Source organism: Mangrovitalea sediminis (assembly GCF_002514725.1).
Classification (GTDB): Bacteria; Pseudomonadota; Gammaproteobacteria; order Pseudomonadales; family Oleiphilaceae; genus Mangrovitalea; species Mangrovitalea sediminis.
The window spans coordinates 65,107-89,878 of the sequence record NZ_NTLB01000005.1; the positions used below are offsets into that span (position 1 = coordinate 65,107).

Consider the following 24,772-nt stretch of genomic DNA (forward strand, 5'->3'; position numbering starts at 1 on the left):
ACCCTTCCTTTTATTGAAGACGCCAGTATGTCCCAGCTTCCGTCAATTCGCCAGGGAGCGTCGCGGCACATGGCGTATTTATCCTGCGGTGACTTGACCTGAAAGACTTGCGTTTTATGGGGGCGACATCCGAATATTGGAAATCCAGGCCTGCCGGGGAATAGCGTTATAACAGAGGTTCCCTAGGTAAACAGAGATGTTTAAAGTATGATAGCGGGCTGAAATGGAAAGGCTGTGCACGGTCGCTATGAGCGCCAGGCCGTCGTTGTTGAGGGTTTGGTTGATCAGGGTCTCTGGCTGTGCGGGGGGCGAATTCTGCGCCCCGGCAATCACCACTATAGGGGAGACGCGCTTTGGAAGATTACATCATCTGGTTCGAAAAACTGGGTATGTCGGACGTCGACCGGGTCGGAGGCAAGAACGCCTCGCTCGGCGAAATGATCAGCAATCTTGCCGGCGCCGGTGTTTCTGTACCGGGAGGCTTTGCGACTACGGCCCATGCTTATCGCGAATTTCTGGCCAAGGACGGACTGCGCGACAAAATCGATGATGCGTTGGCACGGCTTGATATCAACGACGTGAACGAACTGGCGCGTACCGGTGCCCAGATCCGTCAGTGGATCGTGGATACGCCGCTCCCGCCTAAACTCGAAGAAGCCCTCGAAGCCAACTTCAAGACACTGCAGGACGGCAATGGCAATATGGCCGTGGCGGTCCGCTCCTCTGCAACCGCCGAGGATTTGCCGGATGCTTCCTTTGCCGGCCAGCAAGAAACTTTCCTTAACGTTGTCGGCTTCGACAACGTCAAGCACGCTGTGAAAGAGGTGTTTGCCTCTTTGTTCAACGACCGTGCGATTTCCTATCGTGTTCACCACGGGTTTGATCATAAGCTGGTGGCACTGTCTGCCGGTATCCAGAAGATGGTGCGCAGTGAGACCGCCTGCAGCGGTGTTATGTTTACCCTGGATACCGAGTCCGGCTTCCGTGATGTCGTGTTTATCACGGCGTCCTACGGCCTGGGTGAAACGGTGGTGCAGGGTGCCGTCAATCCCGATGAGTTCTACGTCCACAAGCCGACGTACGAAGCCGGCCGCCCTGCGATTCTGCGCCGTAACCTTGGCAGCAAGGCCATCAAGATGGTCTACGCGGAGGGTGGTGAGGCCGGTAAGTACGTTGAGACCGTCAAGGTGGAAGCCGATGACCGCAACCGCTTCTGTATCAGCGATGCGGAAATCAATGAGCTGACCAAACAGGCGATCATTATCGAGAAACATTACAACCGACCGATGGACATCGAGTGGGCGAAAGACGGTGACGACGGCCGCATCTACATCGTTCAGGCGCGTCCGGAAACCGTGAAGAGCCGTGCCTCCGCGAATGTCATGGAACGCTACCTGCTCAAGGAAACCGGTAAGGTCGTGGTGGAAGGCCGCAGTATCGGACATAAGATCGGTAGTGGCTCGGTACGGGTGGTAACCAGCATTCACGAGATGGATCGGGTTCAGCCGGGCGACGTCCTGGTAACCGATATGACAGATCCCGACTGGGAACCGGTCATGAAACGCGCTGCGGCGATCGTGACCGACCGCGGTGGGCGTACCTGCCATGCGGCGATCATCGCACGTGAACTTGGCATCCCGGCTGTTGTAGGTTGCGGCAACGCCACCGAAATCCTCAAGGACGGACAGGACGTCACCGTGTCTTGCGCCGAAGGGGATACCGGCCTGATCTATGAGGGTCGTCTGGACTTCGAACTGCGTGAAAATAGCGTCGAGTCGATGCCGCCCCTGCCGTTCAAGATCATGATGAACGTGGGTAACCCGGATCGCGCATTCGACTTCCAGTCCCTGCCCAATGAAGGGGTTGGTCTGGCGCGTCTGGAGTTCATCATCAATCGCATGATCGGTGTTCACCCGAAAGCCTTGTTGAACTTCGATTCGCTGCCTCGTGACGTGAAGCAGACGGTTGAGAAGCGTATTGCCGGTTACGCGTCGCCTGTGGATTTCTACATCGACAAGCTGGTGGAAGGCATCTCAACGTTGGCTGCAGCATTTGCGCCGAAGAAGGTCATCGTGCGCCTGTCGGACTTCAAGTCCAATGAGTATGCCAACCTGATTGGCGGCACCCTGTACGAGCCGGATGAAGAGAACCCCATGCTTGGGTTCCGCGGTGCGTCCCGTTATGTTTCAGACACCTTCCGTGACTGTTTCGAGCTGGAGTGCCGTGCGCTGCGTCGTGTCCGTGACGAAATGGGCTTTACCAACGTCGAAATCATGGTGCCATTCGTACGCACCGTGGGTGAAGGGCGTCAGGTTGTCGAAATGCTGGCCGAGAACGGGCTCAAGCGTGGCGAGCGCGGCCTGCGCGTCATCATGATGTGTGAGTTGCCGGCCAACGCCTTGCTGGCGGACCAGTTCCTCGAGCATTTCGATGGCTTTTCTATCGGCTCCAATGACCTGACGCAGCTGACGCTGGGTCTGGACCGCGATTCCGGTATCGTCGCACACCTGTTCGATGAGCGGAACGATGCGGTTAAGGTGCTGCTGTCCAATGCTATCCAGGCCTGTAAGAAGGCCGGCAAGTATGTTGGCATCTGCGGTCAGGGCCCGTCCGATCATCCGGACCTGGCCAAGTGGCTGATGGATCAGGGGATCGACAGTGTTTCCCTGAACCCGGATTCCGTGCTCGATACCTGGTTCTTCCTGGCCGAACGCGAATTGTAATGTAAGGCCTGAAGTTCCGGGGCCTCGAGTCATCGGAGAACAATGCCGCCTTCGGGCGGCATTGTTGTTTGGGGCACATTATCGTTTCGGGCGCGTGAGTCAGGACAAATTAGCGTCCGGGTGAAAGGGGCAAACCGATTAAAGGGGGCCCGAGTGACAAGGCGGATGCCTGGACAAGCGGTTGCTGCCACGGGAAAATATTCGAAACCTTAAGGCTTCGCCTGGAATAATGTTCCGAGTCGACGTTGGACCTACGATACTGAGTGTATTGTTTAATGAAACCTGCGTTTGGGTAGCAAGAGTGGAACGGCAGTGCGAAACAACGAATTCCCAGGGATGCGGTGATTGATGAGAAGCAGTAGCCAACTTTTTCCTGTCAGCCTGATGGCCGCGGAAACTAACGGCCCCTTCAATGAGGATGTCTATGAACTGCGTCCTCATAACAGTGCTGATGCATCCGTCAGTGTGGCGGTAACTCGCGTTACCGATCCGCGCGCCGCACCCGTGGGGCAGTCCATCGTATTACTGCATGGGCAGTTCGGTAATCGGCGTGTCTGGTTGACGCCGGACGCTCAGGGCCTTGCCGCGCGTCTCGCCGCTGCAGGCTACGATGTTTGGCTGCCGGAAATGCGGGGGCACGGCCTGTCGCCCCGTAATCGCCGCTGGGAGAATAACACCCTTAGCGACATTGGTCGTTTTGACTGGCCAGCTGTCAATGCCTTTGTCGTCGAACAGACGGGGCATTATCCGCGCTGGGCTGCGTTGGATATTGGGGCGCTCTCGCTAGCCTATGGCATGATCGAAGTCTCTGATTTCATGGCCGGGGTCGTCGGTCTGGGACTGGTGAACCCGCTGCGCTCGCCAGCCCGGGCGTGGGATGACCGTGGCGGACTGTCACCTATCCGTTCCTGGCGTTTGCGTCGCAAAGGGTATATCGATGGCTATGAGCGTCGTCTTGGCCCCGAGCAGGAGCCGCTGGCGCTTTATGATGAGCTGCGACACTGGCGGCAATTGGGGCGCAAGGAAGAGCATCCGGTATTCGACCATCTGCGCCGCATAAGGGAGCCAACGCTGGTAATGACGGATCACAGGCTGGACCGGGAGGGCGATTTCGGACGCCGCCTGGTGGGCCTGCTGGGCAGTCGGGAGCGCTGGTATCGTGGCTTCAGGACGCGCTCGGATGCAGCGCTGATGACCACCATGGGTGCCGCGTCACGCGTCGTGTCGGACGTTGAGGATACCTTGCTGACCTGGATTCTTAGCGGTGAGCCGGATGATGTCACGATGAAGCCCCGGATGGAGAGCGCCTGATTGGCTACGGCACGTGTTGCTGTCGTTGCTGGGGCAACGGGCCTTGTGGGCAGTCATTTATGGCCATTGTTGGCCGAAAGGACCGATGTTTGGTCTGAGGTGGTGCTACTGGCACGTCGTCCACAACCGGACCTGCCGCCAAATGTGCATTGCGTCGTTGTTGATTTTGAAGAATTGGCGACCTTGGCATCACTGAAAGCGGATGACTATTTTTGTTGTTTGGGAACGACCCTGAAAACGGCGGGTTCGAAGGAGGCGTTTCGCCGGGTCGATCATGATTATGTCGTCGATATTGCCCGTCGGTTGAAGGCAAATGGTTTGCAACAGCTTATTACGATCAGTGCGGTCGGCGCTGCGGCTGATTCGGTGTTTTTCTATAACCGGGTGAAAGGCGAGACTGAGCGGGATCTGACTGCGCTGGATGTTCCCTCGACGACCTTTTTGCGACCGTCCTTGCTGTTGGGGGAGCGCCGTGAGCAGCGTTTGCTGGAAGGTGTGGCGATTGGCTGTTTGGGTTGGACGGCGCCCCTTTGGCGGGGGCCCCTTGGGCCTTACCGGCCGGTTGAGGCCAGCAGTGTTGCCCAAGCCATGTGTCAGGTGGCCGTCGAGGGAATGTCGGGTGGCGCGTCGGCTGCACCCCGTATCGTCGATTCTGCAATGATACAAACGCTGTCCGATCGGTATCGGAAGCCCTTGTTATAGATCGTTTCAAATGTTGTTCTCAACACTTCCGGAGGTAACGCGTGAAAATTGTGACGCCAGATCTATGTGATGCCTATCCCGAGGTTCGGGTTGTCGAACCCATATTCAAGAATTATGGAGGACGCCCAGAATTTGGCGGTGAAGTGGTCACCGTAAAATGTTTTGAAGACAATTCTGTAGTGAAGGAGCAGGTGGCACTGCCTGGGCACGGTAAAGTGATGGTTGTCGATGGCGGCGGTTCCCGTCGTTCCGCCTTGCTGGGTGACATGCTAGCCGAAAAGGCCGCTCAGAGTGGCTGGGAAGGCATTATCATTTATGGTTGCATTCGGGATGTGGACGAAATCGGTAACACGGATCTGGGTGTCCAGGCGTTGGCAACGCATCCCAGAAAGACCGATAAGCGGGGGATCGGTGACTTGAATGTTCCCGTGTGTTTTGGCGGAGTGACTTTTACACCCGGACAATTTGTCTACGCCGACAATAACGGCATCATTCTGTCCGATGGTCCGCTGGAAATTCCCGACGCTTGACCGGCAGCGATGAGGACCGCGCTGAAGGCGCGGTCCCTATATCGTTTAGCGGTTAACCTGAAGAATCTCGACACCGACGAGACGATTGCCGTTATCGAGAGGTTCGCAGCGGATGACGCGCACCTTGGTGTCAAACGCAGGGAAGCTGTCGTTGTTGGATGGCAGGGAAGCGTTTAACTCACTACCCACAGTGATGGCCTCGGCCACTTCCAGAAGCATGCCGGTACCGCTCAGGTCACGACAAATACCGCGTATTTTCCGGTCGTCGCCGAGAACGCTGACATCAACTTCCGCATTCACCTTCATGCGGATAAAATCGCGCTTTTCCGAAAAGTCCCGCATGGAATTCGAGCTCATCGCCTTTATCCCTCCGCTCCGGTTGTTTTTATCTTTATAAATGCCGAACTTCGATCCGTCAAAGATCTATCTGTCATAAAACGACGAAACGATCAAATATTTGGTATTTGTGGCAGTGTTCACACACCATATGTTGTGTGTGTATCTTTTCCGATTTAGGCCCAGCTGTCATTTTTCCGGGTTGGCCGCATCCAGGGAATAATCACAGCGACGAGGATGCCGAGTCCGACCAGACCGCCGCCAATCAGCATGTAGTCCGTTTCCTTTTTGCCCTTGAGACGGTCATTCTCGGCAGCCAGGACTTCAACCTTGTTTTGCAGTTGCTGATTGGTTTCCTGGAGCTCGCGGTTCCGTTTGTCCAGGTTGATTGCGTCAGAGGAGACGGTTTTGACGTGATCAAGCTGCTGTGACAGGGTTGCCACCTGGGCTTCCAGGCTTTTCTTGTCCTGTTGCAGGCTATCACGTTCCTGTTGGACTTTTTGCAGATCGCTCTTTGCCTGCTGCAGATTGGTGCGCGACTGACTCAGTTCCTGTGTTACCTGTTTCAAGCGATCAGCGGCGATCGGTTGATCCGTCAGGTAGCGCGTCGGCAGGTAACCCTGCTGGCCATCTTCGGTTTGCACCAATGAATAGCCGGTATCGGGGTTATCCTTCAGGTCCTCGAGTTTGGTGCCGCTCTTGAGCCCCTTGTTGATGATGCGGAATTGCAAGCCCTCGCCGGAACGTAAGGGGGCGTAAAGGGTGTCGTCGATATACATGGTTTTCGCGGCCAGGGCTGGTGCCAACGAGAAAAGGCTGCTGAATACAATCGCGTACTTGAGGTGCCGGTGATACGTCACTGTTAAGAATCCCCTGGTTTCCGTCATCCGTCTGTTCTTTCTTTCAAGGCTGTAACATGGAGCTGATGCCCGCCATCACTGCGACGGCCGCCCGATTTTGTCACAACGCCACCGCGAATCAAGCTCGCGTTGATTACAGAATGCTCATACTGCAGGCTGATCTTTAGCTGTCAGGGAAGCGCCAGTTTAAAGGGCTTGACCGTGACTGAACAATAAACGCCTGCGGCCACATAGGGGTCCGCATCGGCCCAGGCTTTAGCTTCGTCCAAGGAGGCAAAGTCGGCTACAACCAAGCTGCCTGTAAATCCTGCTTCGCCGGGATCCTCAGTGTCCAGGGCAGGGTGGGGCCCGGCAATTAGCAAGCGACCTGCGTCGCGAAGGTGCTCGAGGCGGGCCAGGTGATCCGGGCGTGCGGACTTTCGGCGTTCGAGACTGTTGTCCACGTCTTCACTGATAATGGCGTACCACATGTGTTTTCCAATGTCGGGAGCGTTAAACGTTTCCAGCAGGCGGTGTTATTCTGTTGGGTCGGTTTCGTGTTTGAAGTAGCGACTCAGATAGGCAACCTGCAGGATGGCGAAAAGGATCGTCAGGCCGAACAGCCCGAAGACCTTGAATTTGACCCAGACCGGCTCACTGAAGCTGAAGGCGACATAGAGGTTGAGAACGCCGGATATGATGAAGAAGAGCGCCCAGGCAAGGTTCAGGTGCGACCAGACCGGGTTGGGCAGATTGATTTCCTTTTCCAACATACCGCGAATGATGTTACGGCCGGCGAACCACTGACTGCCCAGCAGGACGACTGCGAGTAGCCAGTTTATGATAGTGGGCTTCCACTTGATAAAGGTGTCATCATGCAGGGCAACGGTCAGGCCTCCGAAGACCAGGACGACCACGAGTGTGATAAGTTGGGTTTTTTCCACCTTGCGGTGACGTAACCACAGATAGCTGACCTGAACGACCGTGGCGACAATCAGCGCGGCCGTCGCGGTCACAATACTTTTGCTGTACTGGTAGAATCCGAAGAACACCAGGAGCGGGAAGAAGTCCAAAAGCTGCTTCATGCTTAACCTGCTCATAAGAGTGCCCGTGCATTCAGGCACGAAATATATTCACTGACGACTATTATATGGAATCCGAACGGATGCAAGCCAACGAGGCGATAAATGTGCGTATGTGTGCCGATTTCCACGCCCATAGCACGGCATCCGACGGCACCTTGACGCCACGCGAGTTGGTGGCGCGTGCAGCAGAAGTCGGGGTTACCCATTTCGCGTTGACGGATCACGACACGATCGCCGGTCTCGAGGAAGCGGCCGCGGCTGCCGAGGAGCATGGCATCCGACTGATCAATGGCATCGAGTTGTCCTGTGTCTGGCGGACCCAGACAATTCATATCGTAGGCTTGGACTTCGATGCCGCATCTGCCGATTTTCAGGCCTTGCTGTCCAGGCAAGAGGCCATGCGATGGGATCGGGCGCGCTTGATCGCGTCCCGTCTTCAGAAAGCTGGCCTTCCAGATTTATTAGCGACGGCAGAGGAAGAGGCTGGTGGTGGTGTTCCCGGTCGACCCCATTTTGCGTCGGCAATGGTTCGCGAGGGATGCGTGGACAACCTGCGTTTGGCATTTTCGCGTTATCTAGGCGCCGGCAAAGTGGGGGATGTCACACGCTACTGGCCGGAGTTGTCGGCTATCGTCGAGGGGATCGTCAATGCTGGAGGGCAGGCGGTGTTGGCCCATCCGAAAAAATATCGGATGACCGCGACAAAGTTAAGGGCCTTGTTGGCAGATTTTCAGGCAGCGGGTGGGGTCGGTCTTGAAGTGCTGACCTCAGGCCAGTCATCAGGTGACACCGGATTTCTTGCGGAATTATGCCGGCGCAACGGGTGCCTGGCATCGGTGGGTAGCGACTTTCATTTTCCAGGTGCAGCCTGGTGTGAGCTTGGGCGCCTTCCGGCATTGCCGGAAGGCCTGCAGCCCATCTGGGAGCGCTTTCGCGCCCTTAATCATTAGCGTGGTGGAAGCTGTGGGCCCTGAGGTCATTCGGGGGCATGGAAGAGTAAGTAGAGATCGGTCAAGGTGTCTGGTATGGCGTCGGACATTCGCTGGAACAGATCGTTGTTTTGACGTACCCGCTCAAAATCCTCGTCCTCGAATAATCCCGACAGCGACATGATCGGTACGAGCAGGTCGGCGACCTCCTCTTCGTTTTGATCCAGCCAATCGTCTTCGTGTAACAGGAAGGCGTCGATAAACCCGGCGCACCAGTTCTCAAGCGCATTGTGCGGGTCTCCATCCTCTGGCTCGGGTAGTTCGACTGGCGCTCCGAGATCGAAGGCCTTGCGCAGGGTTTCGCCAAGGTTTTCTATGGCCTGCGCGAAATGGGCCGGAACCTTGTCTACCGTGTCGATTTCCTGACCGGTGGACAGTGCAAAGACTTCAATGTCCGTTAGGGCGGTAGGGCCGACGACGCTGGCGGCGACTACCCCGTGAAGTCCAAAAAAATCCAGGGCTTCGTCGGCCCATTCCTCGGCAAAAAGAATCTCTTCCAGGGCAAGAATGTCTTGTTCGGACAGCATGACGGTGATCCTGTGAGGGAAGTGGCTTCGCGGGGTATCTTCGCTGGATGAGGTAAAGATTATACCCACTGGGCCGGAGTGCGTGAAAGGCGTCTTTCGGATGAATCCGTTCATCGCACGGGCTTTTTGCTGTCTGTCAGCAATTTCAGCCATTCTGGCGGGCTGATCGCTATTACACTGGGACCCGCGAGAATGCCCGCCAGGGCCGTGGATCTACCTCAGCCCTGGCGCGCATCATCATTTATTGCGGTTCGGAAGTGCCTGTGGTTTTCGGCGTTTCCGAATCTTGAGGGGTATTTTGTTGCCCTGATTCGGATGCCGCCTTGACCTTGCTCTCCACCGGCTTGGCGTCGCCGCTGTCTTTTGCCGGAGCGGCGGCTTCTTTGGCAGGCGCCGGCGCTTCAGAGGGTGCTTCCGCTTTGGCTGCCGCACCTTTTTGCTGCTGCAGCTGGCGACGGCGAACTTCGCGCGGGTCATTGGGCGCGCGGCCAGTCGAAGCGGCGGCAGCCGGAGCATTACCCATCTTCGGCGTTGCCGTCGGGGCAGGGGTGTTGTCTGCCTGAGCCATAGCGGTTGCCTTGGGAGCTTGCGCTTTTTCTTCCTTGCGCTCAGTAACCGGTGCCGGCGATGGCGTTGCCGGTTCGGCAGGCTTTGCTTCAGCCTTTTCCGGTTTTGATGCGGTCGCGGTCTCGGACGTAGCAACGGTAGCCGACTTGGGCGATACCTGGCGCTCAGGCTGTGCGGCCTGCGCCGGGCGCTCTTGCGTTGTTACGTCGGCATCGCTTTTACTCGCCGAAGTGGGGGCGGCAGCGGTCGGAGGGACTGATTTTTCCGATTTTTCAACGGATTCAGGCTTGTGCTGTGGCGCGGCTTCCTGCGCTTTGGCACTGCTCTCTGTGGCGAGCCCCTCAGCCTTTTGCGGTGCAGCTTTGGACACGGCGCGTTCGACTTTCTCCGGAGCTGCAGGCGCAGCGATGCTTTCCGTCTTGGAGGGAAGCTTCTCTGGGCTGGTCTTGGGCTTGTCGACGACGGTCTGCGCCTTGTCGCTGTCGGCTTGAGGCTTGGTCTCGGTGCGAGCTTCCGGGGCCGCTGGTTTGGCTTCGCGCGGCGCCGGTTGCTTAGGTGCACGCGTTTCAGTCGCTTGAGTCGACGTCGTTACAGATTCGCTAGCCGATTGCTGTGCTGGCTTATCGTTGTTGGCAACGGTGACGCTCTCCGCGCCCTTGCCGACTGCCGGCTTGGCTTCAGTCGGGTTCTGCGCAATGGCTTCCTTCTGGGGGCGATTGTCGTCCTGGCGCTTCTGGCCGCCTTGTGAAACGGTCTGATCGCTGGGCGAGCCATCACGATTGCGTGGGCGACGGGGCCTGCGGCGTCCTTCGTTCGCCTGATCGCCGCTGTTTTCGTTGCGGCGCTGTTGTCCCCGTTCCGGCCGGCTTTCCTGCCGATTGTCTTGGCGGCCGGTCTGTCGGTCGCCACGCTTTTCGTTGCGTTCGTTGCGTTCGTTGCGTTCGTTGCGTTCGTTGCGTTCGTTGCGTTCGTTGCGTTCCGGACGGTTTTGACGGCCCTGTTGCTGGGCATTACCGGTTTGACGGTTGTCGTTACGACGATCGCGCTGACCTTTTTCTCCATCTCGGTTGTTGCGGCCTTCGCTAGAACGGGTGTTGTCGTTCCGGGCAACACGCGTCTTGCGGCGATCCTGGCGACCGGCACGATGGCGCTGTTCGGCATCCTGGCGGGTTTCGCTCTTCTGTTGTTCCTTCTCAGCTTCCTGTTCGCTGGAAAAGAATCCGGACAGCTTGCGCGAAAGCCGGCGGAACAACCCTTCTTCCGTGGTTGGGGGGAGTCCAGGCTGTTCGGTGGCCGCTTTGGCGGCAGGCGCCGGTTGCGACGGCATGACGGATTTGACCGCAGCCTCTTCGCGGGCGACGGGCTCGCGAGTGACCATGACTTCGGCTTCTTCCGTTTCATCCAGCGTCGTCGCCAGCGCATAGCTCGCGCCTCGATCCTGTAACTGGACATCGTCGTCGCGGAGGCGTTGAACCTCAAAGTGCGGCGTTTCCATGTGCGAGTTCGGAATGACCAGCACGGAAACATTTTGTCGAGCTTCTATATCGGCAATCTGCTTGCGCTTTTCGTTCAGCAGGAAGGTCGCGACGGGAATTGGGACAATAGCGCGGACTTCACCCGTCTTGTCCTTGGACGCTTCCTCGTAAATCAGGCGCATGATGCTCAACGCGAGAGAGTCGATGCCACGAATCGTGCCTTGGCCGGTACAGCGAGGACAAACTTCACTGCGAGTCTCTCCCAGAGACGGGCGCAGGCGCTGACGCGACATTTCGAGAAGGCCAAAACGGGAAATCTTGCCGACCTGGACGCGAGCGCGGTCGATTTCCAGCGCTTCACGAACCTTCTGTTCGACTTCGCGCTGGTGACGGGCCGGGGTCATATCGATAAAGTCGATGACGATCAGGCCGCCGATGTCTCGCAGGCGCAACTGGCGGGCGATCTCTTCAGCGGCTTCCAGGTTGGTCTGCAGCGCGGTCTCTTCGATGTCGCCGCCTTTGGTGGCGCGCGAGGAGTTAATGTCGATCGACACCAGGGCTTCGGTGGGATCGATGACGATCGAGCCGCCTGAGGGGAGCTTCACCTCACGCTGGAAGGCTGTTTCGATCTGGGCTTCGATCTGGTAGCGGCTGAACAGGGGGATTTCATCCCGGTACAGCTTGATCTTGTTCTCGAAGCTGGGCATGACCGCGCGGACGAAATTCAGAACTTCCTCGTGCACGTTAGGGGCGTCGATCAGCACCTCGCCGATATCCTGGCGCAAGTAATCCCGCACTGCCCGGATAATGACGTTGCTTTCCTGATAGATCAGGAAAGGGGCCTTGCGGTTTTCGGCGGCCTTGGTGATGGAGTCCCAGAACTGCAGCAGATAATCCAGGTCCCACTGAAGCTCCTCGGTCGAGCGACCAACACCGGCCGTACGCACGATAACGCCCATGCTTTTCGGGATATTCAGGCCCGACATGGCGTCTTTAAGCTGGGACCGGTCGTCGCCCTCGATGCGACGGGAAATACCGCCGGCGCGAGGGTTGTTCGGCATGAGAACCAGATAGCGCCCGGCAAGGGAAATAAAGGTGGTTAGAGCTGCACCTTTATTGCCGCGCTCTTCTTTGTCGACCTGGATAATGATTTCCTGGCCTTCAGAGACGACATCCTTGATGTTTATTTTTCCGTCGATCTGGGAAGGAGGAGTTTTGAAGTATTCGCGGGAAATTTCCTTGAGGGGGAGAAAGCCGTGACGGTCAGCGCCGAAATCAACAAAAGCAGCCTCGAGACTGGGTTCAACCCGGGTGATCCGGCCTTTGTAGATATTGGCTTTCTTCTGTTCCCGCGTACTGGATTCGATATCGAGGTCGAACAGACGTTGTCCGTCAACCAGAGCAACACGCAACTCCTCGGGATGGGTCGCGTTGATCAGCATTCTTTTCATGAAAGGTTGTACTTTCCATCGTTTGGCGACGGAAGCGAACGGGGCGTGCACGAAAAACCGGATATGCAATATGCATCGGGTAGATGCCTGTGGAAGGGAAAACGACGAGTTTGGTTCCCTCGTGGGGCAGGATCATCAGCTCTTGGGCTTCATTGGGAAGCTCTGATGCCACAGATCGATGCGGTTCCCATCCTACTGCTGCATATCGTCCACATTGTGTTCACACCGGTTCCAAGGTCTCACGTCATATTCAGAAACTGGACCGCCCGGACTGGCATGATGCTGTGATATTCGTTGCGACACGGCCCGCGGGTGCTTCCGCGCGGATTAACATATTTCCTGCCGCTGCCTTAAAAGGTGCAGTGCAGGAGTCCTTATGAGGTCAGCCTTCCGCCGTTTCCGGCAAGTGTTCTCGAAGCGAGGGCGAGGTTGCGTTTGCTATACCGTCGCAGGATAGATTGATCGCTTCGACCGGCTGACATTCAAAGTCTATGGCCATGTGACTATAATGCTGCGTTCTCGGTCAGATGGATCCGAAAGGTTCCTCGTCCCTAGACGCAAGCCGGAATATAACAGTAATCCAGCGCCCTATCAATGGCGTGCAATGTGCAGGGCTGTCGCAACCAAGCGGCGTAGTTCCTGCGGGGAATGGCATGTCCAAATCTGCTTCCAAACCAGTTCCAGAATCCCGTGGCAATTCGGTCGAGTGGGTAACCATCGCGGCCGACCAGGCCGGGCAGCGGCTGGATAATTTTCTGCTGACTTATTTAAAGGGTGTGCCCCGGAGCATGATCTACCGGATTATCCGCAAGGGGGAGGTGCGGATTAACAAGGCCCGGATCAAGCCGGAATATCGTCTTCAGCCTGGGGATTTGGTGCGTGTGCCTCCGGTATCCCGTCCCCAAAAGGGAGAGGTTCCGATGCCGGGCGAGCGGCTCCGGCGTCAGGTCGAAGATGCTGTCGTCTATGAGGATGACAACCTGTTGCTCATAAATAAGCCCACGGGATTGGCTGTCCATGGGGGAAGCGGGTTGGATTTTGGTTTGATCGAGGTGTTAAGGGCGGCCCGCCCTGACGCCCGCTTCCTTGAACTCGTACATCGTCTGGACCGTGATACATCCGGCATCCTGATGGTTGCCAAAAGACGGCCTGCTTTGCGCTGGTTGCAGGATCAGATTCGCCAGCACCAGGTGACGAAGCGCTATCATGCGCTGGTGGTCGGTCGTTGGCCGGCCGGGCGTGACGAGGTTGATGCGCCCTTGTTGAAGAATGAGCTCAGTTCAGGCGAACGGCTGGTGCGCGTGGCTGAAGGTGGTAAGGATTCGATTACCCGGTACCGGACCCTTGAGACGTTTTCCGGCTACACGCTCGTGGAGGCGATCCCGGTCACTGGCCGTACGCATCAGATTCGTGTTCATTGCCAATTCGCCGGTCATCCGATTGCCGGCGATGAGAAATATATGGACGATGCCAGCCTGAAGGCATTCAAGGCGATTGCTGGTCGGCGCCTTATGCTGCATGCCCATGCGCTGGAGTTCTGCTTGCCCGGTGAAACCAGGGTTAAGCGTTTTGAGGCGTCTTGGGATGCGGCTTTTTCCCAGGTCATTGAAATGTTGCGTCAGAGGGAGTCGTCATGACCTACCGTGCAGTAATTTTTGATTGGGATGGGACGCTGGTCGACTCTCTGGACCATATCGCGGGCAGTCTGCGTCGGGCAGCACTCGAAATTGGGTTTCCTGCGCGAACGGAGGCTGCTTACCGCAATATCATCGGGTTGGGGATCGTTGAGGCCCTGGACGAGCTTTACCCCGGCATTACCCGTCAGGATATGAAGGCCCTGAGGGAAGCCTATAGTCGCCATTTCTTCAGTGAAACCACGGCGCCGTCCTCGTTGTTCGAGGGTATCCCTGAATTACTGGTGGGGCTTAGACGTGCTGGCCGGCAACTGGCGGTGGCTACCGGGAAGAGTCGCCGGGGGCTGGATCGGGCTTTGAATAGTTCCGGCCTCGGTCCCCATTTCGAAATTACACGCTGTGCCGATGAAACCCTGTCCAAGCCGGATCCCCTCATGCTCAAGGAGATCCTGGCGTATTTCCGTCTCGAGCCCTCGGAGGCTGTCATGATTGGCGATACGGTTTACGACCTGGATATGGCCCAGCGTATTGGTATGCCCTCAATCGGGGTAACCTGGGGGGTTCATGAAGCGAACGATTTTGCGAGTTTCGAGCCGCGAGCGATTGTCGATACAGTAGATGCATTGCAAGGGTTGCTGATGGAAGGCTGACCTTGGCCGGTGTCCCGCGAAGCTCGTCCGTGCGCCATTTATATCCGTACGCCGTCTATATAAGGAGTAAGTATGTCAGATTGGGAAAGTAAGTCGGTTGAAGGATGGAGTGGCAAGCCCGCGGAGGGCGCTGCGGCCCCTTCTGCGGAAAAGGATCTGGCAGTGGAGCGGCGCTTGATCGAGAAACTCGTCGATTCGATGCAGAGTGAGCAGCGGAAAAGCCGGCGCTGGGGGATTTTCTTCAAGTCGATAACGCTGATCTACCTGTTTTCGCTACTCATTCTCTGGCGCTGGCCGGGCGACAATGCGCTGTCGGCAAAAACGGGACCGCATACGGCGGAGGTGGACGTTAAAGGTGTCATTGCGGCGGATGCGCCCGCGAGCGCCAAGCGAATCATCAAGGGGCTTCAGAGGGCCTTTGATGACCCTAATACCCGTGGTGTCATCCTTAAGATCAATAGTCCCGGAGGCAGTCCGGTGCAGGCCGGTATGGTGTATGACGAGATCCGTCGCTTGCGCGGCCTGCACCCTGAAATCCATCTCTATGCGGTGATTACCGATATCGGTGCGTCAGGGGCCTATTACATGGCTTCAGCCGCCGACGATATCTACGCCGATAAGGCGAGTCTTGTCGGCTCCATTGGTGTGATATCGAGCGGTTTTGGCTTTACGCAGCTCATGGATAAGTTGGGTGTGTCCCGGCGATTGTATACGGCGGGAGCCCATAAGGCATTTTTGGATCCTTTCTCGCCGCAAAAGCCCGAGGAAGTGAAGTTGTGGCAGCAGGTGCTCGATACGACGCATCAGCAGTTTATCGACGCGGTCAAGAAGGGACGTGGTGATCGTCTGAAGACGGACAACGATCAGTTGTTCAGCGGCCTGGTTTGGACGGGGCAGCAGGGACTCAAATTGGGGCTGATCGATGGACTTGGAAGTCCGGAGTTCGTGGCCAGGGATGTTATCAAGGCCAAGGATATTGTGAATTACAGTTCTGAGCCTTCCGCGTTCGATCGGCTGGCGCGACGGTTTGGGGTGTCGTTCGGCACCGCGTTTGCCGATCATCTGCTGCAGACGCGTTTTGATCTGCAGTAGGCTTCCTGGAGTACGTCGACGCCGAAATGGCGAAGACCATCGATAAGGGCTATCAAGGGTAGCCCTATCAGCGCGTTGGGGTCGCGCCCCTCCAGTTTTTGGAAGAGCGCGATTCCCAGTCCTTCCATTTTAAAGCTGCCGGCGCAATCGAAGGGTTTTTCCGTTTCCAGGTAATGCTCTATATCCTCGTCCGTCAGGGGGCGAAAATGGACATTGAACGTCTCGATATGATGCCAGGTTTGGCCGTTGCTCGCATTCAGGAGGGTCAGACCTGTCAGGAAGCATACCGATTGTCCGGCGCACTGCCGCAGTTGCCGGGTTGCGCGATCCAGGTTGCCGGGTTTGGTCAGGATTTCGCCGCTGGGCGCGCGGGCGACCTGGTCCGAGCCGATAATCAGGCGATCAGGATAACGCTCGATCAAGGCGCTTGCCTTTGCGGCGGCGAGTCGGGCGACCAATGCTTCCGGCGATTCGTCTGGCAGGGGTGTTTCGTCAATGGACGGACTGGCACAATCGAATGTCAGGCCGAGTCGCTCCAGCAGGGCTTTGCGGTACGGTGACGACGAGGCAAGGACGAGAGCTTTGATAGTGGTCATCGGCTATGCAAGAAAAGAAGTGTGGTCGATGGGGAGGGATATTACCCGAGTCCGTGTTGGCTGTCCGGTAAGTTTCTTTCCTCGCGGCGATGTTAGCCTTTGACACTGAGTCCCCGCGCCCCTAAAATTGCGCGCTTATGTCGCACACTGCTGAATTGCCGACGGTCGTAGATCCATACAAGCTAGCCGATCAGGATGGTGTCGTAGAAGGTATTTTGCCGCTGACGACGCTGGAACGGTTGCATCCTTTGTTGCTCGATAACGATGCGACAGCGGAAGTTTGTCTGCGTTTCGGTCGAGATGAAGAAAATCGGCGGGTGGTGTCGGGAACCTTGTCCGCTCTTGTTCAGGTGGAGTGTCAGCGTTGTCTTGAGCCGATGATGTACCCGGTTACCTCCGAATTTAAGCTGGGGCTGGTGCTGTCGGACGAGCAGGCTGCTCAGTTGCCCAGGCAACTGGAGCCGTTGCTGATCGAAGAGCGTGAGATGGATGTGTGGCGGGTGATAGAAGACGAGCTTCTGCTGAGTCTGCCTGCGTTTCCGTTGCATCCCGAAAACGAGTGTGTGAAAGCGCCGGTTGTGGATTCCTCTCCGCAGGAGCCGGTAGCGGCAAAAGAGAATCCTTTCCGGGTCCTTCGAGGTTTTAAGGCGTCGGGTTCGGACAAAGATATTTCGGATACATGACAGTCGGCCGGTTGCTATTGTTGTGACTCGGCACAGTTAACTGAAGGTCAGGAGCTAGCAAGCATGGCGGTACAAAAGGTTCGCAAATCCCGGTCCAAGCGTGACATGCGTCGTTCGCACGACGCTCTGAGTGGTCCGGCTCTGTCCATCGACTCCACAACGGGTGAGACTCATCGTCGTCACCACGTTTCTCCCGATGGTTTCTACCGCGGCAAGAAAGTCGTAGAAACCAACGACGAGTAAGTCGCTGGATCCTCGCCTTATGGTGATGGCCACCACCGTTGCAATCGATGCGATGAGTGGCGACCGCGGCCCCCTTGTGGCCGCGGAGGCTGCCAGGCAGGCGGTGGAGAACAATCAGGCCTTGAGTGTCATTCTGGTCGGTCGCCGGAGTGATCTCGAGGCCCTTCCTTTTTTGGGTCATCCTCGTATTCGCCTGGTCGAAGCCACGGAAGTGGTGACGATGGACGAGCGGCCTTCCCATGCGTTGCGCTATAAGCAGCTCTCTTCAATGGGCGTTGCTCTGCGCCTGGTACGGGATGGTGAGGCTGACGCCTGCGTTAGTGCTGGCAACACCGGTGCTCTGATGGTGCTCGGGCGCGCCCTTGTGCGTATGTATCCCGGGATAGAGCGCCCCGCCATTATTAAGCTGATTCCTTCCTTGCATGGCCATTGCTACGTCCTCGATCTTGGCGCCAACGTCGATGCTACCGCCGAAAACCTCTATCAATTCGCGATCATGGGATCAGTGATGGCAGAGTTGATCGAGCGCAAGGCAGAGCCACGGGTGGCGCTGTTAAATGTCGGGGCGGAAGAAATAAAAGGCAGTGAGCCGGTAAGGCTGGCTGCACGGATGCTGGCAGAGTCGGAGGCGGTCAATTATATCGGCTACGTCGAAGGCAGCGATCTCTTTCGGGATATCGCCGATGTGGTTGTTTGCGATGGATTCGTCGGCAACATCGCCCTGAAGACCGGCGAAGGTGTTGCAGCTATGCTGATGGAGCTGCTCGAACAGGCGTTTGCCCGCAATTTATATGGGCGTCTTATTGGGTGGATGGCCAAACCGCTGGTGACTCGCCTATTGAGTCAGATAGACCCGGCTCGTCACAATGGTGCCAGCCTGCTCGGTTTGCAGGGGGTGGTTATCAAAAGTCACGGAAATGCCAATGCAAAGGCATTTCAAGCGGCGATCGAGCAGGCAGTACGAGAAGTTGCCATGCGATTGCCCGAAAGAATCAATAGCCGTCTCGATCAATTAGGCTTGTAAATTGATCATTTTGCTTGGACCATCGGCTAATCTCCATGACCTCAAGACTCGGGTAACCTAGCGACCATGAAAACGGCATTTATTTTTCCCGGACAGGGCGCACAGAGTCTCGGAATGCTGGCAGACGCCGGCACCGAATGGCCTATTGTGCGACAGACGTTTAATGAAGCTTCCGACGTGCTTGGCTTTGACCTATGGGATATTTGCCAGCGTGGACCGGAAGAGGAACTCAACAGTACAGCGGTAACTCAGCCGGCGTTGCTCACGGCGAGTGTTGCGCTCTGGCGTCAGTGGCTGTTGGACGGTGGCGCAAAGCCGGATTACGTGGCGGGGCACAGCCTCGGTGAGTATTCCGCGTTGGTCGCCGCCGAATCCCTGCGGTTTCTTGATGCCGTCCGTCTTGTGCGGCTTCGGGGTGAATTGATGCAGAGCGCTGTACCCCGCAATGAGGGGCGTATGGCGGCGATCATCGGCCTTGATGATGACGCTGTGCGTGAAGCATGCGCCGCGGCAGCCGAAGGCGAGGTGGTCGAAGCGGTTAACTTCAATGCACCGGGCCAGGTTGTTATCGCCGGTCATACGGAAGCAGTACGGCGCGCCTTGGAACTTGCAAAAGAGAAAGGGGCGCGTAAAGTCGTCACTTTGGCGGTTAGTGTCCCGTCTCATTGCGCATTGATGCGCGAAGCCGCAAAGGAATTGGCAGAAGATTTGCAGTCCGTTTCAATGGACAGCGCTGTCATTCCGGTAGTGCAAAATGTCACCGCGACGGTTGAAACCGATAGAGCGGTATTGATTGAGAATCTCGTTAAACAGCTTTACTCTCCGGTGCTCTGGACTGACGTTGTCCGGCAGTTGGCTTCGTTGGGTGTGACGAGTGTTGTTGAGTGTGGTCCGGGTCGGGTGCTTTCCGGGCTCGTGAAACGGATTGATCGTTCGTTGGCATTGCACAGTCTCGAATCGGTCGATGATTACAGTGCAGCGATGGCTGCACTGAAAGCGGACACTTGATCAGGAAGAAGGCATGGCACTGGAAGGAAAGGTCGCTCTGGTTACCGGCGCGAGCCGGGGTATTGGGCGCGCTATTGCCAAGTCACTGGCGATGCAGGGCGCAACCGTGATCGGTACGGCGACGACAGAGGAAGGTGCTTCAACCATTTCCCACTATTTCGCCAAGTGGGGTTTGCCGGGAGACGGTATCGTGATGAATGTCAACGATGCCCAGGCGGTTGAAGACGGCATCAAACAGATTACCAGCGCACATGGGGCGCCGCAGATACTGGTCAACAATGCCGGTATTACGCGGGATAACCTGATGTTGCGCATGAAAGATAGCGAGTGGGACGAGGTCATAGGTACCAACCTGACCAGCGTCTACCGCACCACCAAAGCGGTCCTGAAAGGTATGACAAAGGCTCGATGGGGACGTATCGTCAGCATCAGCTCTGTTGTCGCCGATATGGGCAATGCCGGTCAGGCCAACTACGCCGCCGCCAAAGCGGGTATGGAAGGCCTGACGCGCAGCTTGGCCCGGGAGATCGCCAGTCGCGGTATTACCGTGAACTGTGTGGCTCCAGGGTTTATAGACACGGATATGACCCGTAAGCTCGACGATGCGCAGCGTGATGCCATGTTAAAAGGCATTCCCGCACAGCGCTTGGGTGAGCCGGAGGAGATCGCGGATGTCGTGGCGTTCCTGGCCTCGCCGGCAGCGGGTTATATCACCGGTGAAACCATCCATGTCAACGGCGGTATGTACATGGGTTAATCGTGCAGGTGGCCGTCGCCCTTGTGCGACAAGCCCTGCGACCCTGGCTGCTTGTTTGCGGGTAGCGATTCATCTAAACTGCACGCGATCAGTGCTTGGTTAAGTACAAAGTGAGGATAATATGAGTACAGTTGAAGAGCGCGTGAAGAAGATTGTTTGTGAACAACTCGGCGTGAAGGAATCCGAAGTTCAAAACACCTCTTCGTTCGTGGAAGACCTGGGCGCTGACTCTCTGGACACGGTCGAGCTGGTAATGGCTCTGGAAGAAGAGTTCGAGACCGAAATTCCGGATGAGGAAGCCGAAAAGCTGGCCACCGTTCAGGACGCGATCGACTACATCGTCGCGCACACCTGATCAGCACGCGCTGAATCAAAACCAAGCAAAAGCCGTCCTTCACTGCTACGTCTGCGAGGGCGGCTTTTTTGTTGGTCCGGTCATCCGGTTAACAGTCCTGTCATCTGCGTATGTCATAAAGCGCGACGATTGGAGTCGGGCAGTAGTGGCAGTATTCGCTCCCGAATACTGCCCACCCCGCTTCGTAAGCTGAATGACAAAACCGCCCGCTAGGACTCATGCCGTTCGGCGTGCCTGCGGTGTGGTCTGAGCACAATGACAGCCTGAAGCCGTAGAGGTCTGAAAATGTCTGGAAGACGTGTTGTTATCACCGGTTTAGGCATGCTGACACCGTTGGGCAATGATGTTGCCTCGAGTTGGCAGGCGGTTCTTGAAGGGCGCAGCGGCATTGGCCCGATTGAGCGCTTTGATACGGAAGGGTACGCCACCCGTATCGGAGGAGCGATAAGGAACCTAGACCTGGAAGCCTATATGTCCGCCAAGGATGCGCGGAAGATGGATGCCTTCCTGCAATACGGCCTGATCGCCGCCATTCAGGCGGTTGCCGACAGTGGGTTGGAGGCAGTCTCCGACCTTGATAAAACTCGGGTTGGGGTGGCTATCGGTTCCGGAATTGGCGGCCTGGAGTTTATCGAAAGAAATTTCCGTAGCCTGGAAGCGCAGGGTCCGAGAAAGGTTTCTCCCTTCTTTGTGCCTGCCTCTGTCATCAATATGGCAGCGGGTTATACGGCGATCCGTTTTGGCTTCAAGGGGCCGAACATCGCTATCACTACGGCCTGCACCACAGGGACGCACAACATCGGTTACGCGGCGCGTACGATCAAGTACGGCGACGCGGATGTGATGCTGGCGGGTGGCGCTGAAATGGCAACCACACCGACTGGTGTGGCCGCATTTTGTGCGGCACGGGCCATGTCGACCCGTAATGACGATCCGGAAAAGGCCAGCCGTCCCTGGGATCGGGAACGTGACGGATTCGTTCTGGGTGACGGTGCCGGTGTCGTCGTTCTCGAGGAATTGGAGCACGCGCGTCGGCGCGGGGCGACCATCTATGGGGAGTTGATTGGTTTTGGGATGAGCGATGATGCTCATCACATTACTTCTCCGCCCGAAGATGGTGCAGGTGCGCAGATGGCAATGCGTAACGCGCTGAGGGATTCCGGTATAGCGCCTGATGAGGTGGGCTATATTAATGCGCATGGTACCTCCACACAGGTCGGTGACCTGGCAGAGGTGGCTGCCATCAAGGCGGTCTTTGGCGAGCATGCATACCGCCTTGCGGTGAGCAGCACCAAGTCCATGACTGGCCACTTGCTGGGGGCTGCCGGTGCCATTGAGGCAATTTTCTCCCTGTTGGCGCTACGCGACGGCCAATTGCCTCCGACAATCAACCTCGAAAATCCCGATGAGGGATGCGATTTGGACTTTGTGCCCAATGCGGCGCGAGCGACGGAACTCGACGTTGCGCTGTCCAACTCTTTCGGGTTTGGTGGCACCAACGGTACCTTGATTTTCCGCCGTTATCAGGCATGATTCGACGGTCCGTCGACTGGGTCTGGCCCGAAAATTTTCGGGTCGGAGCTGCTGACCGGGGGCTCGCCTACGGCGACGGACTGTTTGAAACCCTTCGTCTTATCGATTCACAACCGATTCTCCTGGAACTTCACTTCAAGCGTTTGCTCGCCGGGGCGCGCCATCTGGGCCTGGCTTGCGATCGTCAGCTGTTAGCCCAATGGTGGCAAGAATTGGTGCGGCGTTTGAGGGCGCAGGGGCTGGATAATGGCGTCGTCAAGCTCATCCTGACCCGGGGAAGCGGCGGTCGAGGATATCGCCCACCGGCTTCGCCACGGTTAACGGTCATTACGTCTTTTCATCCCGTTCCGCCGTTGCCCGGGGACGGCGGCGTCGCTACTGTCCTTTGCCGTACCCGCATGCATGCGACGATGGGCGGATTCAAAACGCTGAACCGCCTCGAGCAGGTGCAGGCGTCCGCCGAGTTGCCCGCCGATGCCTATGAAGGGTTGATGCTCGATCACGCTGGGCGGTTAACGGAAGGCACTCGTACGAACCTCTTCCTGATCGATGAGCAGGGACTGGTCTCGCCGCCGACCGCGTCTCTTGCGGTCAACGGCGTAATGCGAACCGCCTTGATGCAACTGCTGCCGAGTGCGGGCATTCCTGTTCGGGAGCAATGCCTCCAGTGGGATCGGGTTCGTCGGGGGCGAGGCCTTATTTTGGTCAATAGTGTCTCGGGGATTGTCGAGGTCCGTAGAATCGGCTGTCTGGAATTGCCAAGCGATTCACGAGTTGCGACAATCCGTCGACTCTCGAAACAAGCCTTCGGATTGTAACGTCTTGATAAAGCATTTGATGCGGCTGACCTTGCTGTCGCTTTTCCTGCTCGCTGTTTTTGTGGGCTATTTGTCATGGAACGGGATAAAAGGGCTGCACCAGGCCAACTCACTAATACAGCCGGCCCTGTTCACGGTCGATCAGGGCATGCCATTTTCGGCAGTGGCCGATCAACTGGCGCGAAAACATCTCATCTCCAATGCCTTTTGGCTGCGGGTCTGGGTACGTCTCAACCGTGACGGGCGTGAGATCAAGGCGGGAGAATACGAAATTACGCCCGGCATGACGACGATTCAGGTCCTTGATGAAATGATCGCCGGGCGGGTAAAGACCTGGTCGGTTCAGTTCATCGAAGGCTGGACCTTTGCCGAAATGCGACGGGCGCTCGATGATCAGGAAAAGCTTCAGCATGTTCTGAAGGGCCTTCCTGATGGAAAGATCATGGCAATGTTGGGGCATGCCGGGCAGGTGCCTGAAGGACTTTTCTTTCCTGATACCTATCAGTTTGAGCGGGGGCAAACGGATCTTTCCATTCTCCGTCGAGCCTATCAGAAAATGCAGAAGGTCCTGGATGCCGAGTGGCAGCAACGCGCCCAGAACTTACCCTATAAAACGCCCTATCAGGCGCTCATCATGGCGTCACTGGTGGAGAAGGAAACCGGGCTCGCCAGTGAACGGGCAAAGATCGCCGGAGTTTTTGTGCGTCGCCTGGAGAAAGGCATGCGTTTGCAGACCGATCCTGCGGTGATTTACGGGCTCGGTCGCCAATATCAAGGTGACCTGACACGCAAGGATCTCACCCTGGATACTCCCTATAATACCTATCGCCATGGTGGATTGCCGCCGACGCCGATAGCAATGCCAGGACAGGGCGCGATTCATGCGGCCTTGCACCCTGAAGCGGGCAGGGCGCTCTATTTTGTGGCAAGGGGAGATGGCTCCCACCAATTCTCCGATACCCTGGCTGAACATGACAAGGCGGTTCGCCGCTATCAGATCTATCACCGGCGGCGGGATTATCGATCGTCGCCGGAACAGGAAGGCAAACCATGAGTGAGCGCGGTCTTTTCATCACGTTCGAAGGGATCGAGGGCGTCGGTAAGTCCACGAATATGCAGACTGCGGCCGATCTACTGGGGGCGGAAGGGATCGACTTTATTGTCACCCGCGAGCCGGGTGGAACGCCGCTTGCGGAAGAAATCCGCCAGTTGCTCCTGTCCCCCCGAGAGGAACCGGTTCACGAGCTCACTGAACTGCTGATGATGTTTGCAGCCAGGGCACAACACCTGCACACCTTGATTCTCCCGGCGTTGGCCCGGGGCGTCTGGGTGTTGTGCGATCGCTTTACCGATGCAACCTATGCTTACCAGGGGGGCGGTCGCGGGGTGAGTCTCGACCGGATTGCTGAGCTGGAGCGTTTCGTGCAAGGGGAAGTGCGACCCGATCACACCTTTTTCCTGGATGCGCCGATCGAAATCGGCCTGCGTCGGGCGGGGCGTCGTGGTCAACCTGATCGCTTCGAAACGGAAACCCACCAGTTTTTCGAGCGGGTCCGTGATGTTTACCGGCAGCGTGCAGAGGCAGACCCTGCCCGCTATCATCGGGTAGACGCATCGGGTGCCCTGGATACGGTGCAGGCGGCACTTCGTGAAATACTCCATCCTCTGGCCAGGCGGTGGTGCGGAGGGCGGGTATAGCCGGTTTCTGGTTTGACTGGAATCTATGGAAAATGTCGTCAATCCGGAGCGCATTCCGGTTCGTAACAGAAGATGTGGTGAATTTATGAACCATTTCTGTTGAAATAGTGTGACGGCTACTGAATTAGTGTGATTACGACAAAAAT

General features: G+C 57.0%; 25 protein-coding genes. 18 read left to right on the forward strand and 7 right to left on the reverse strand.

The genetic code is table 11. The annotated features are described in order from the left end of the window. The first annotated feature begins 353 nt into the window (after positions 1–353). The 4 genes from ppsA to rraA all read left to right on the forward strand — a co-directional run bounded on the left by ppsA (position 354) and on the right by rraA (position 5,266). Positions 354–2,723 carry a phosphoenolpyruvate synthase gene (gene ppsA, locus CLR77_RS12880; RefSeq protein ID WP_097461081.1) on the forward strand — a complete coding sequence of 790 codons (2,370 nt, stop codon included), beginning with the start codon at positions 354–356 and terminating at the stop codon, positions 2,721–2,723. Between the two features lie 348 nt (positions 2,724–3,071). Then, positions 3,072–4,034, forward strand: coding sequence for an alpha/beta fold hydrolase (locus CLR77_RS12885; protein WP_097461082.1), 963 nt, complete (start codon positions 3,072–3,074; stop codon positions 4,032–4,034). Then, entirely contained in the window at positions 4,035–4,736 is a 702-nt protein-coding gene (locus CLR77_RS12890) for an NAD(P)H-binding protein (protein ID WP_097461083.1), read from the forward strand. It begins immediately after the preceding gene. Positions 4,737–4,777: 41 nt separating this feature from the next. Further along, positions 4,778–5,266: a ribonuclease E activity regulator RraA gene (gene rraA / locus CLR77_RS12895; RefSeq protein WP_097461084.1), complete on the forward strand. Its 489-nt coding sequence runs from the start codon at positions 4,778–4,780 to the stop codon at positions 5,264–5,266. Between the two features lie 45 nt (positions 5,267–5,311). Here the strand turns inward: rraA and CLR77_RS12900 are convergent, their stop codons facing one another. The 4 genes from CLR77_RS12900 to CLR77_RS12915 all read right to left on the reverse strand — a co-directional run bounded on the left by CLR77_RS12900 (position 5,312) and on the right by CLR77_RS12915 (position 7,526). Further along, on the reverse strand, positions 5,312–5,623 hold the full coding sequence (locus CLR77_RS12900; protein ID WP_227519918.1) for a PilZ domain-containing protein: 312 nt from the start codon (positions 5,621–5,623) through the stop codon (positions 5,312–5,314). Positions 5,624–5,778: 155 nt separating this feature from the next. Continuing rightward, the gene (locus CLR77_RS12905) at positions 5,779–6,462 is read right to left on the reverse strand and encodes a TIGR04211 family SH3 domain-containing protein (RefSeq protein ID WP_198962760.1); all 684 of its coding nucleotides are present in this window, start codon (positions 6,460–6,462) and stop codon (positions 5,779–5,781) included. A gap of 170 nt (positions 6,463–6,632) precedes the next feature. Further along, positions 6,633–6,932, reverse strand: coding sequence for a YciI family protein (locus CLR77_RS12910; RefSeq protein WP_097461086.1), 300 nt, complete (start codon positions 6,930–6,932; stop codon positions 6,633–6,635). A 45-nt stretch (positions 6,933–6,977) separates the two neighbouring features. Continuing rightward, the gene (locus tag CLR77_RS12915; RefSeq protein ID WP_097461087.1) at positions 6,978–7,526 is read right to left on the reverse strand and encodes a septation protein A; all 549 of its coding nucleotides are present in this window, start codon (positions 7,524–7,526) and stop codon (positions 6,978–6,980) included. A gap of 80 nt (positions 7,527–7,606) precedes the next feature. Here CLR77_RS12915 and CLR77_RS12920 point away from each other — a divergent pair, with 80 nt between their 5' ends. Then, positions 7,607–8,476, forward strand: coding sequence for a PHP domain-containing protein (locus CLR77_RS12920; RefSeq protein ID WP_227519919.1), 870 nt, complete (start codon positions 7,607–7,609; stop codon positions 8,474–8,476). A gap of 26 nt (positions 8,477–8,502) precedes the next feature. Here CLR77_RS12920 and CLR77_RS12925 read toward each other — a convergent pair whose 3' ends face one another. Together CLR77_RS12925 and rne are read right to left on the reverse strand one after the other, a co-directional pair. Further along, positions 8,503–9,042: a YecA/YgfB family protein gene (locus CLR77_RS12925; RefSeq protein WP_097461088.1), complete on the reverse strand. Its 540-nt coding sequence runs from the start codon at positions 9,040–9,042 to the stop codon at positions 8,503–8,505. 241 nt (positions 9,043–9,283) lie between these two features. Continuing rightward, on the reverse strand, positions 9,284–12,535 hold the full coding sequence (gene rne, locus CLR77_RS12930) for a ribonuclease E (protein WP_097461089.1): 3,252 nt from the start codon (positions 12,533–12,535) through the stop codon (positions 9,284–9,286). Between the two features lie 653 nt (positions 12,536–13,188). Between rne and rluC the strand changes: the two genes are divergently transcribed. The 3 genes from rluC (at position 13,189) to sppA (ending at position 15,911) form a co-directional block, all read left to right on the forward strand. Further along, the gene (gene rluC, locus CLR77_RS12935; RefSeq protein ID WP_097461090.1) at positions 13,189–14,172 is read left to right on the forward strand and encodes a 23S rRNA pseudouridine(955/2504/2580) synthase RluC; all 984 of its coding nucleotides are present in this window, start codon (positions 13,189–13,191) and stop codon (positions 14,170–14,172) included. Next, on the forward strand, positions 14,169–14,819 hold the full coding sequence (locus CLR77_RS12940) for an HAD family hydrolase (protein WP_097461091.1): 651 nt from the start codon (positions 14,169–14,171) through the stop codon (positions 14,817–14,819). The genes rluC and CLR77_RS12940 overlap by 4 nt, the downstream gene beginning before the upstream one ends. A gap of 72 nt (positions 14,820–14,891) precedes the next feature. After that, positions 14,892–15,911 carry a signal peptide peptidase SppA gene (sppA, locus tag CLR77_RS12945; protein ID WP_097461092.1) on the forward strand — a complete coding sequence of 340 codons (1,020 nt, stop codon included), beginning with the start codon at positions 14,892–14,894 and terminating at the stop codon, positions 15,909–15,911. On the opposite strand, the gene CLR77_RS12950 is transcribed toward sppA, so the two are convergent. Further along, positions 15,878–16,498: a Maf family protein gene (locus CLR77_RS12950; RefSeq protein ID WP_198962785.1), complete on the reverse strand. Its 621-nt coding sequence runs from the start codon at positions 16,496–16,498 to the stop codon at positions 15,878–15,880. The genes sppA and CLR77_RS12950 overlap by 34 nt on opposite strands. A 146-nt stretch (positions 16,499–16,644) precedes the next feature. Here CLR77_RS12950 and CLR77_RS12955 point away from each other — a divergent pair, with 146 nt between their 5' ends. The 10 genes from CLR77_RS12955 (at position 16,645) to tmk (ending at position 24,626) form a co-directional block, all read left to right on the forward strand. Next, entirely contained in the window at positions 16,645–17,190 is a 546-nt protein-coding gene (locus tag CLR77_RS12955) for a YceD family protein (protein ID WP_097461094.1), read from the forward strand. A gap of 63 nt (positions 17,191–17,253) precedes the next feature. Beyond that, positions 17,254–17,433, forward strand: a complete 180-nt coding sequence (gene rpmF / locus CLR77_RS12960) for a 50S ribosomal protein L32 (protein ID WP_097461095.1) — start codon at positions 17,254–17,256, stop codon at positions 17,431–17,433. Between the two features lie 19 nt (positions 17,434–17,452). Further along, a complete protein-coding gene (plsX, locus tag CLR77_RS12965) occupies positions 17,453–18,457 on the forward strand; it encodes a phosphate acyltransferase PlsX (protein ID WP_097461096.1) in 1,005 nt (334 codons plus the stop codon). A 66-nt stretch (positions 18,458–18,523) separates the two neighbouring features. Beyond that, on the forward strand, positions 18,524–19,465 hold the full coding sequence (fabD, locus tag CLR77_RS12970) for an ACP S-malonyltransferase (protein WP_097461097.1): 942 nt from the start codon (positions 18,524–18,526) through the stop codon (positions 19,463–19,465). Between the two features lie 13 nt (positions 19,466–19,478). After that, complete coding sequence (gene fabG, locus CLR77_RS12975) at positions 19,479–20,222, forward strand: 3-oxoacyl-ACP reductase FabG (protein ID WP_097461098.1); 744 nt, start codon at positions 19,479–19,481, stop codon at positions 20,220–20,222. 121 nt (positions 20,223–20,343) lie between these two features. After that, positions 20,344–20,577, forward strand: coding sequence for an acyl carrier protein (gene acpP, locus CLR77_RS12980; protein ID WP_097461099.1), 234 nt, complete (start codon positions 20,344–20,346; stop codon positions 20,575–20,577). A gap of 285 nt (positions 20,578–20,862) precedes the next feature. Next, complete coding sequence (gene fabF / locus CLR77_RS12985) at positions 20,863–22,110, forward strand: beta-ketoacyl-ACP synthase II (RefSeq protein ID WP_097461100.1); 1,248 nt, start codon at positions 20,863–20,865, stop codon at positions 22,108–22,110. After that, entirely contained in the window at positions 22,107–22,928 is an 822-nt protein-coding gene (locus CLR77_RS12990; protein ID WP_097461101.1) for an aminotransferase class IV, read from the forward strand. The genes fabF and CLR77_RS12990 overlap by 4 nt, the downstream gene beginning before the upstream one ends. Positions 22,929–22,932: 4 nt before the next feature. Next, positions 22,933–23,982: an endolytic transglycosylase MltG gene (gene mltG / locus CLR77_RS12995; RefSeq protein WP_227519921.1), complete on the forward strand. Its 1,050-nt coding sequence runs from the start codon at positions 22,933–22,935 to the stop codon at positions 23,980–23,982. Further along, positions 23,979–24,626 carry a dTMP kinase gene (gene tmk / locus CLR77_RS13000; protein WP_097461102.1) on the forward strand — a complete coding sequence of 216 codons (648 nt, stop codon included), beginning with the start codon at positions 23,979–23,981 and terminating at the stop codon, positions 24,624–24,626. The genes mltG and tmk overlap by 4 nt, the downstream gene beginning before the upstream one ends. The last annotated feature ends 146 nt before the right edge of the window (positions 24,627–24,772 follow it).

What these genes read in the sequence shown, in the direction of transcription:
- fabD (WP_097461097.1), top strand. Translation starts at nt 18,524, where the DNA reads ATGAAAACGGCATTTATTTTTCCCGGACAGGGCGCACAGAGTCTCGGA.
- CLR77_RS12885 (WP_097461082.1), top strand. Translation starts at nt 3,072, where the DNA reads ATGAGAAGCAGTAGCCAACTTTTTCCTGTCAGCCTGATGGCCGCGGAA.
- CLR77_RS12920 (WP_227519919.1), top strand. Translation starts at nt 7,607, where the DNA reads ATGCAAGCCAACGAGGCGATAAATGTGCGTATGTGTGCCGATTTCCAC.
- CLR77_RS12955 (WP_097461094.1), top strand. Translation starts at nt 16,645, where the DNA reads ATGTCGCACACTGCTGAATTGCCGACGGTCGTAGATCCATACAAGCTA.
- acpP (WP_097461099.1), top strand. Translation starts at nt 20,344, where the DNA reads ATGAGTACAGTTGAAGAGCGCGTGAAGAAGATTGTTTGTGAACAACTC.
- rpmF (WP_097461095.1), top strand. Translation starts at nt 17,254, where the DNA reads ATGGCGGTACAAAAGGTTCGCAAATCCCGGTCCAAGCGTGACATGCGT.
- CLR77_RS12910 (WP_097461086.1), bottom strand. Translation starts at nt 6,932, where the DNA reads ATGTGGTACGCCATTATCAGTGAAGACGTGGACAACAGTCTCGAACGC.
- fabF (WP_097461100.1), top strand. Translation starts at nt 20,863, where the DNA reads ATGTCTGGAAGACGTGTTGTTATCACCGGTTTAGGCATGCTGACACCG.
- CLR77_RS12940 (WP_097461091.1), top strand. Translation starts at nt 14,169, where the DNA reads ATGACCTACCGTGCAGTAATTTTTGATTGGGATGGGACGCTGGTCGAC.
- CLR77_RS12990 (WP_097461101.1), top strand. Translation starts at nt 22,107, where the DNA reads ATGATTCGACGGTCCGTCGACTGGGTCTGGCCCGAAAATTTTCGGGTC.
- fabG (WP_097461098.1), top strand. Translation starts at nt 19,479, where the DNA reads ATGGCACTGGAAGGAAAGGTCGCTCTGGTTACCGGCGCGAGCCGGGGT.
- CLR77_RS12900 (WP_227519918.1), bottom strand. Translation starts at nt 5,623, where the DNA reads ATGAGCTCGAATTCCATGCGGGACTTTTCGGAAAAGCGCGATTTTATC.
- CLR77_RS12925 (WP_097461088.1), bottom strand. Translation starts at nt 9,042, where the DNA reads ATGCTGTCCGAACAAGACATTCTTGCCCTGGAAGAGATTCTTTTTGCC.
- rluC (WP_097461090.1), top strand. Translation starts at nt 13,189, where the DNA reads ATGTCCAAATCTGCTTCCAAACCAGTTCCAGAATCCCGTGGCAATTCG.
- tmk (WP_097461102.1), top strand. Translation starts at nt 23,979, where the DNA reads ATGAGTGAGCGCGGTCTTTTCATCACGTTCGAAGGGATCGAGGGCGTC.
- sppA (WP_097461092.1), top strand. Translation starts at nt 14,892, where the DNA reads ATGTCAGATTGGGAAAGTAAGTCGGTTGAAGGATGGAGTGGCAAGCCC.
- plsX (WP_097461096.1), top strand. Translation starts at nt 17,453, where the DNA reads ATGGTGATGGCCACCACCGTTGCAATCGATGCGATGAGTGGCGACCGC.
- rne (WP_097461089.1), bottom strand. Translation starts at nt 12,535, where the DNA reads ATGAAAAGAATGCTGATCAACGCGACCCATCCCGAGGAGTTGCGTGTT.
- CLR77_RS12915 (WP_097461087.1), bottom strand. Translation starts at nt 7,526, where the DNA reads ATGAAGCAGCTTTTGGACTTCTTCCCGCTCCTGGTGTTCTTCGGATTC.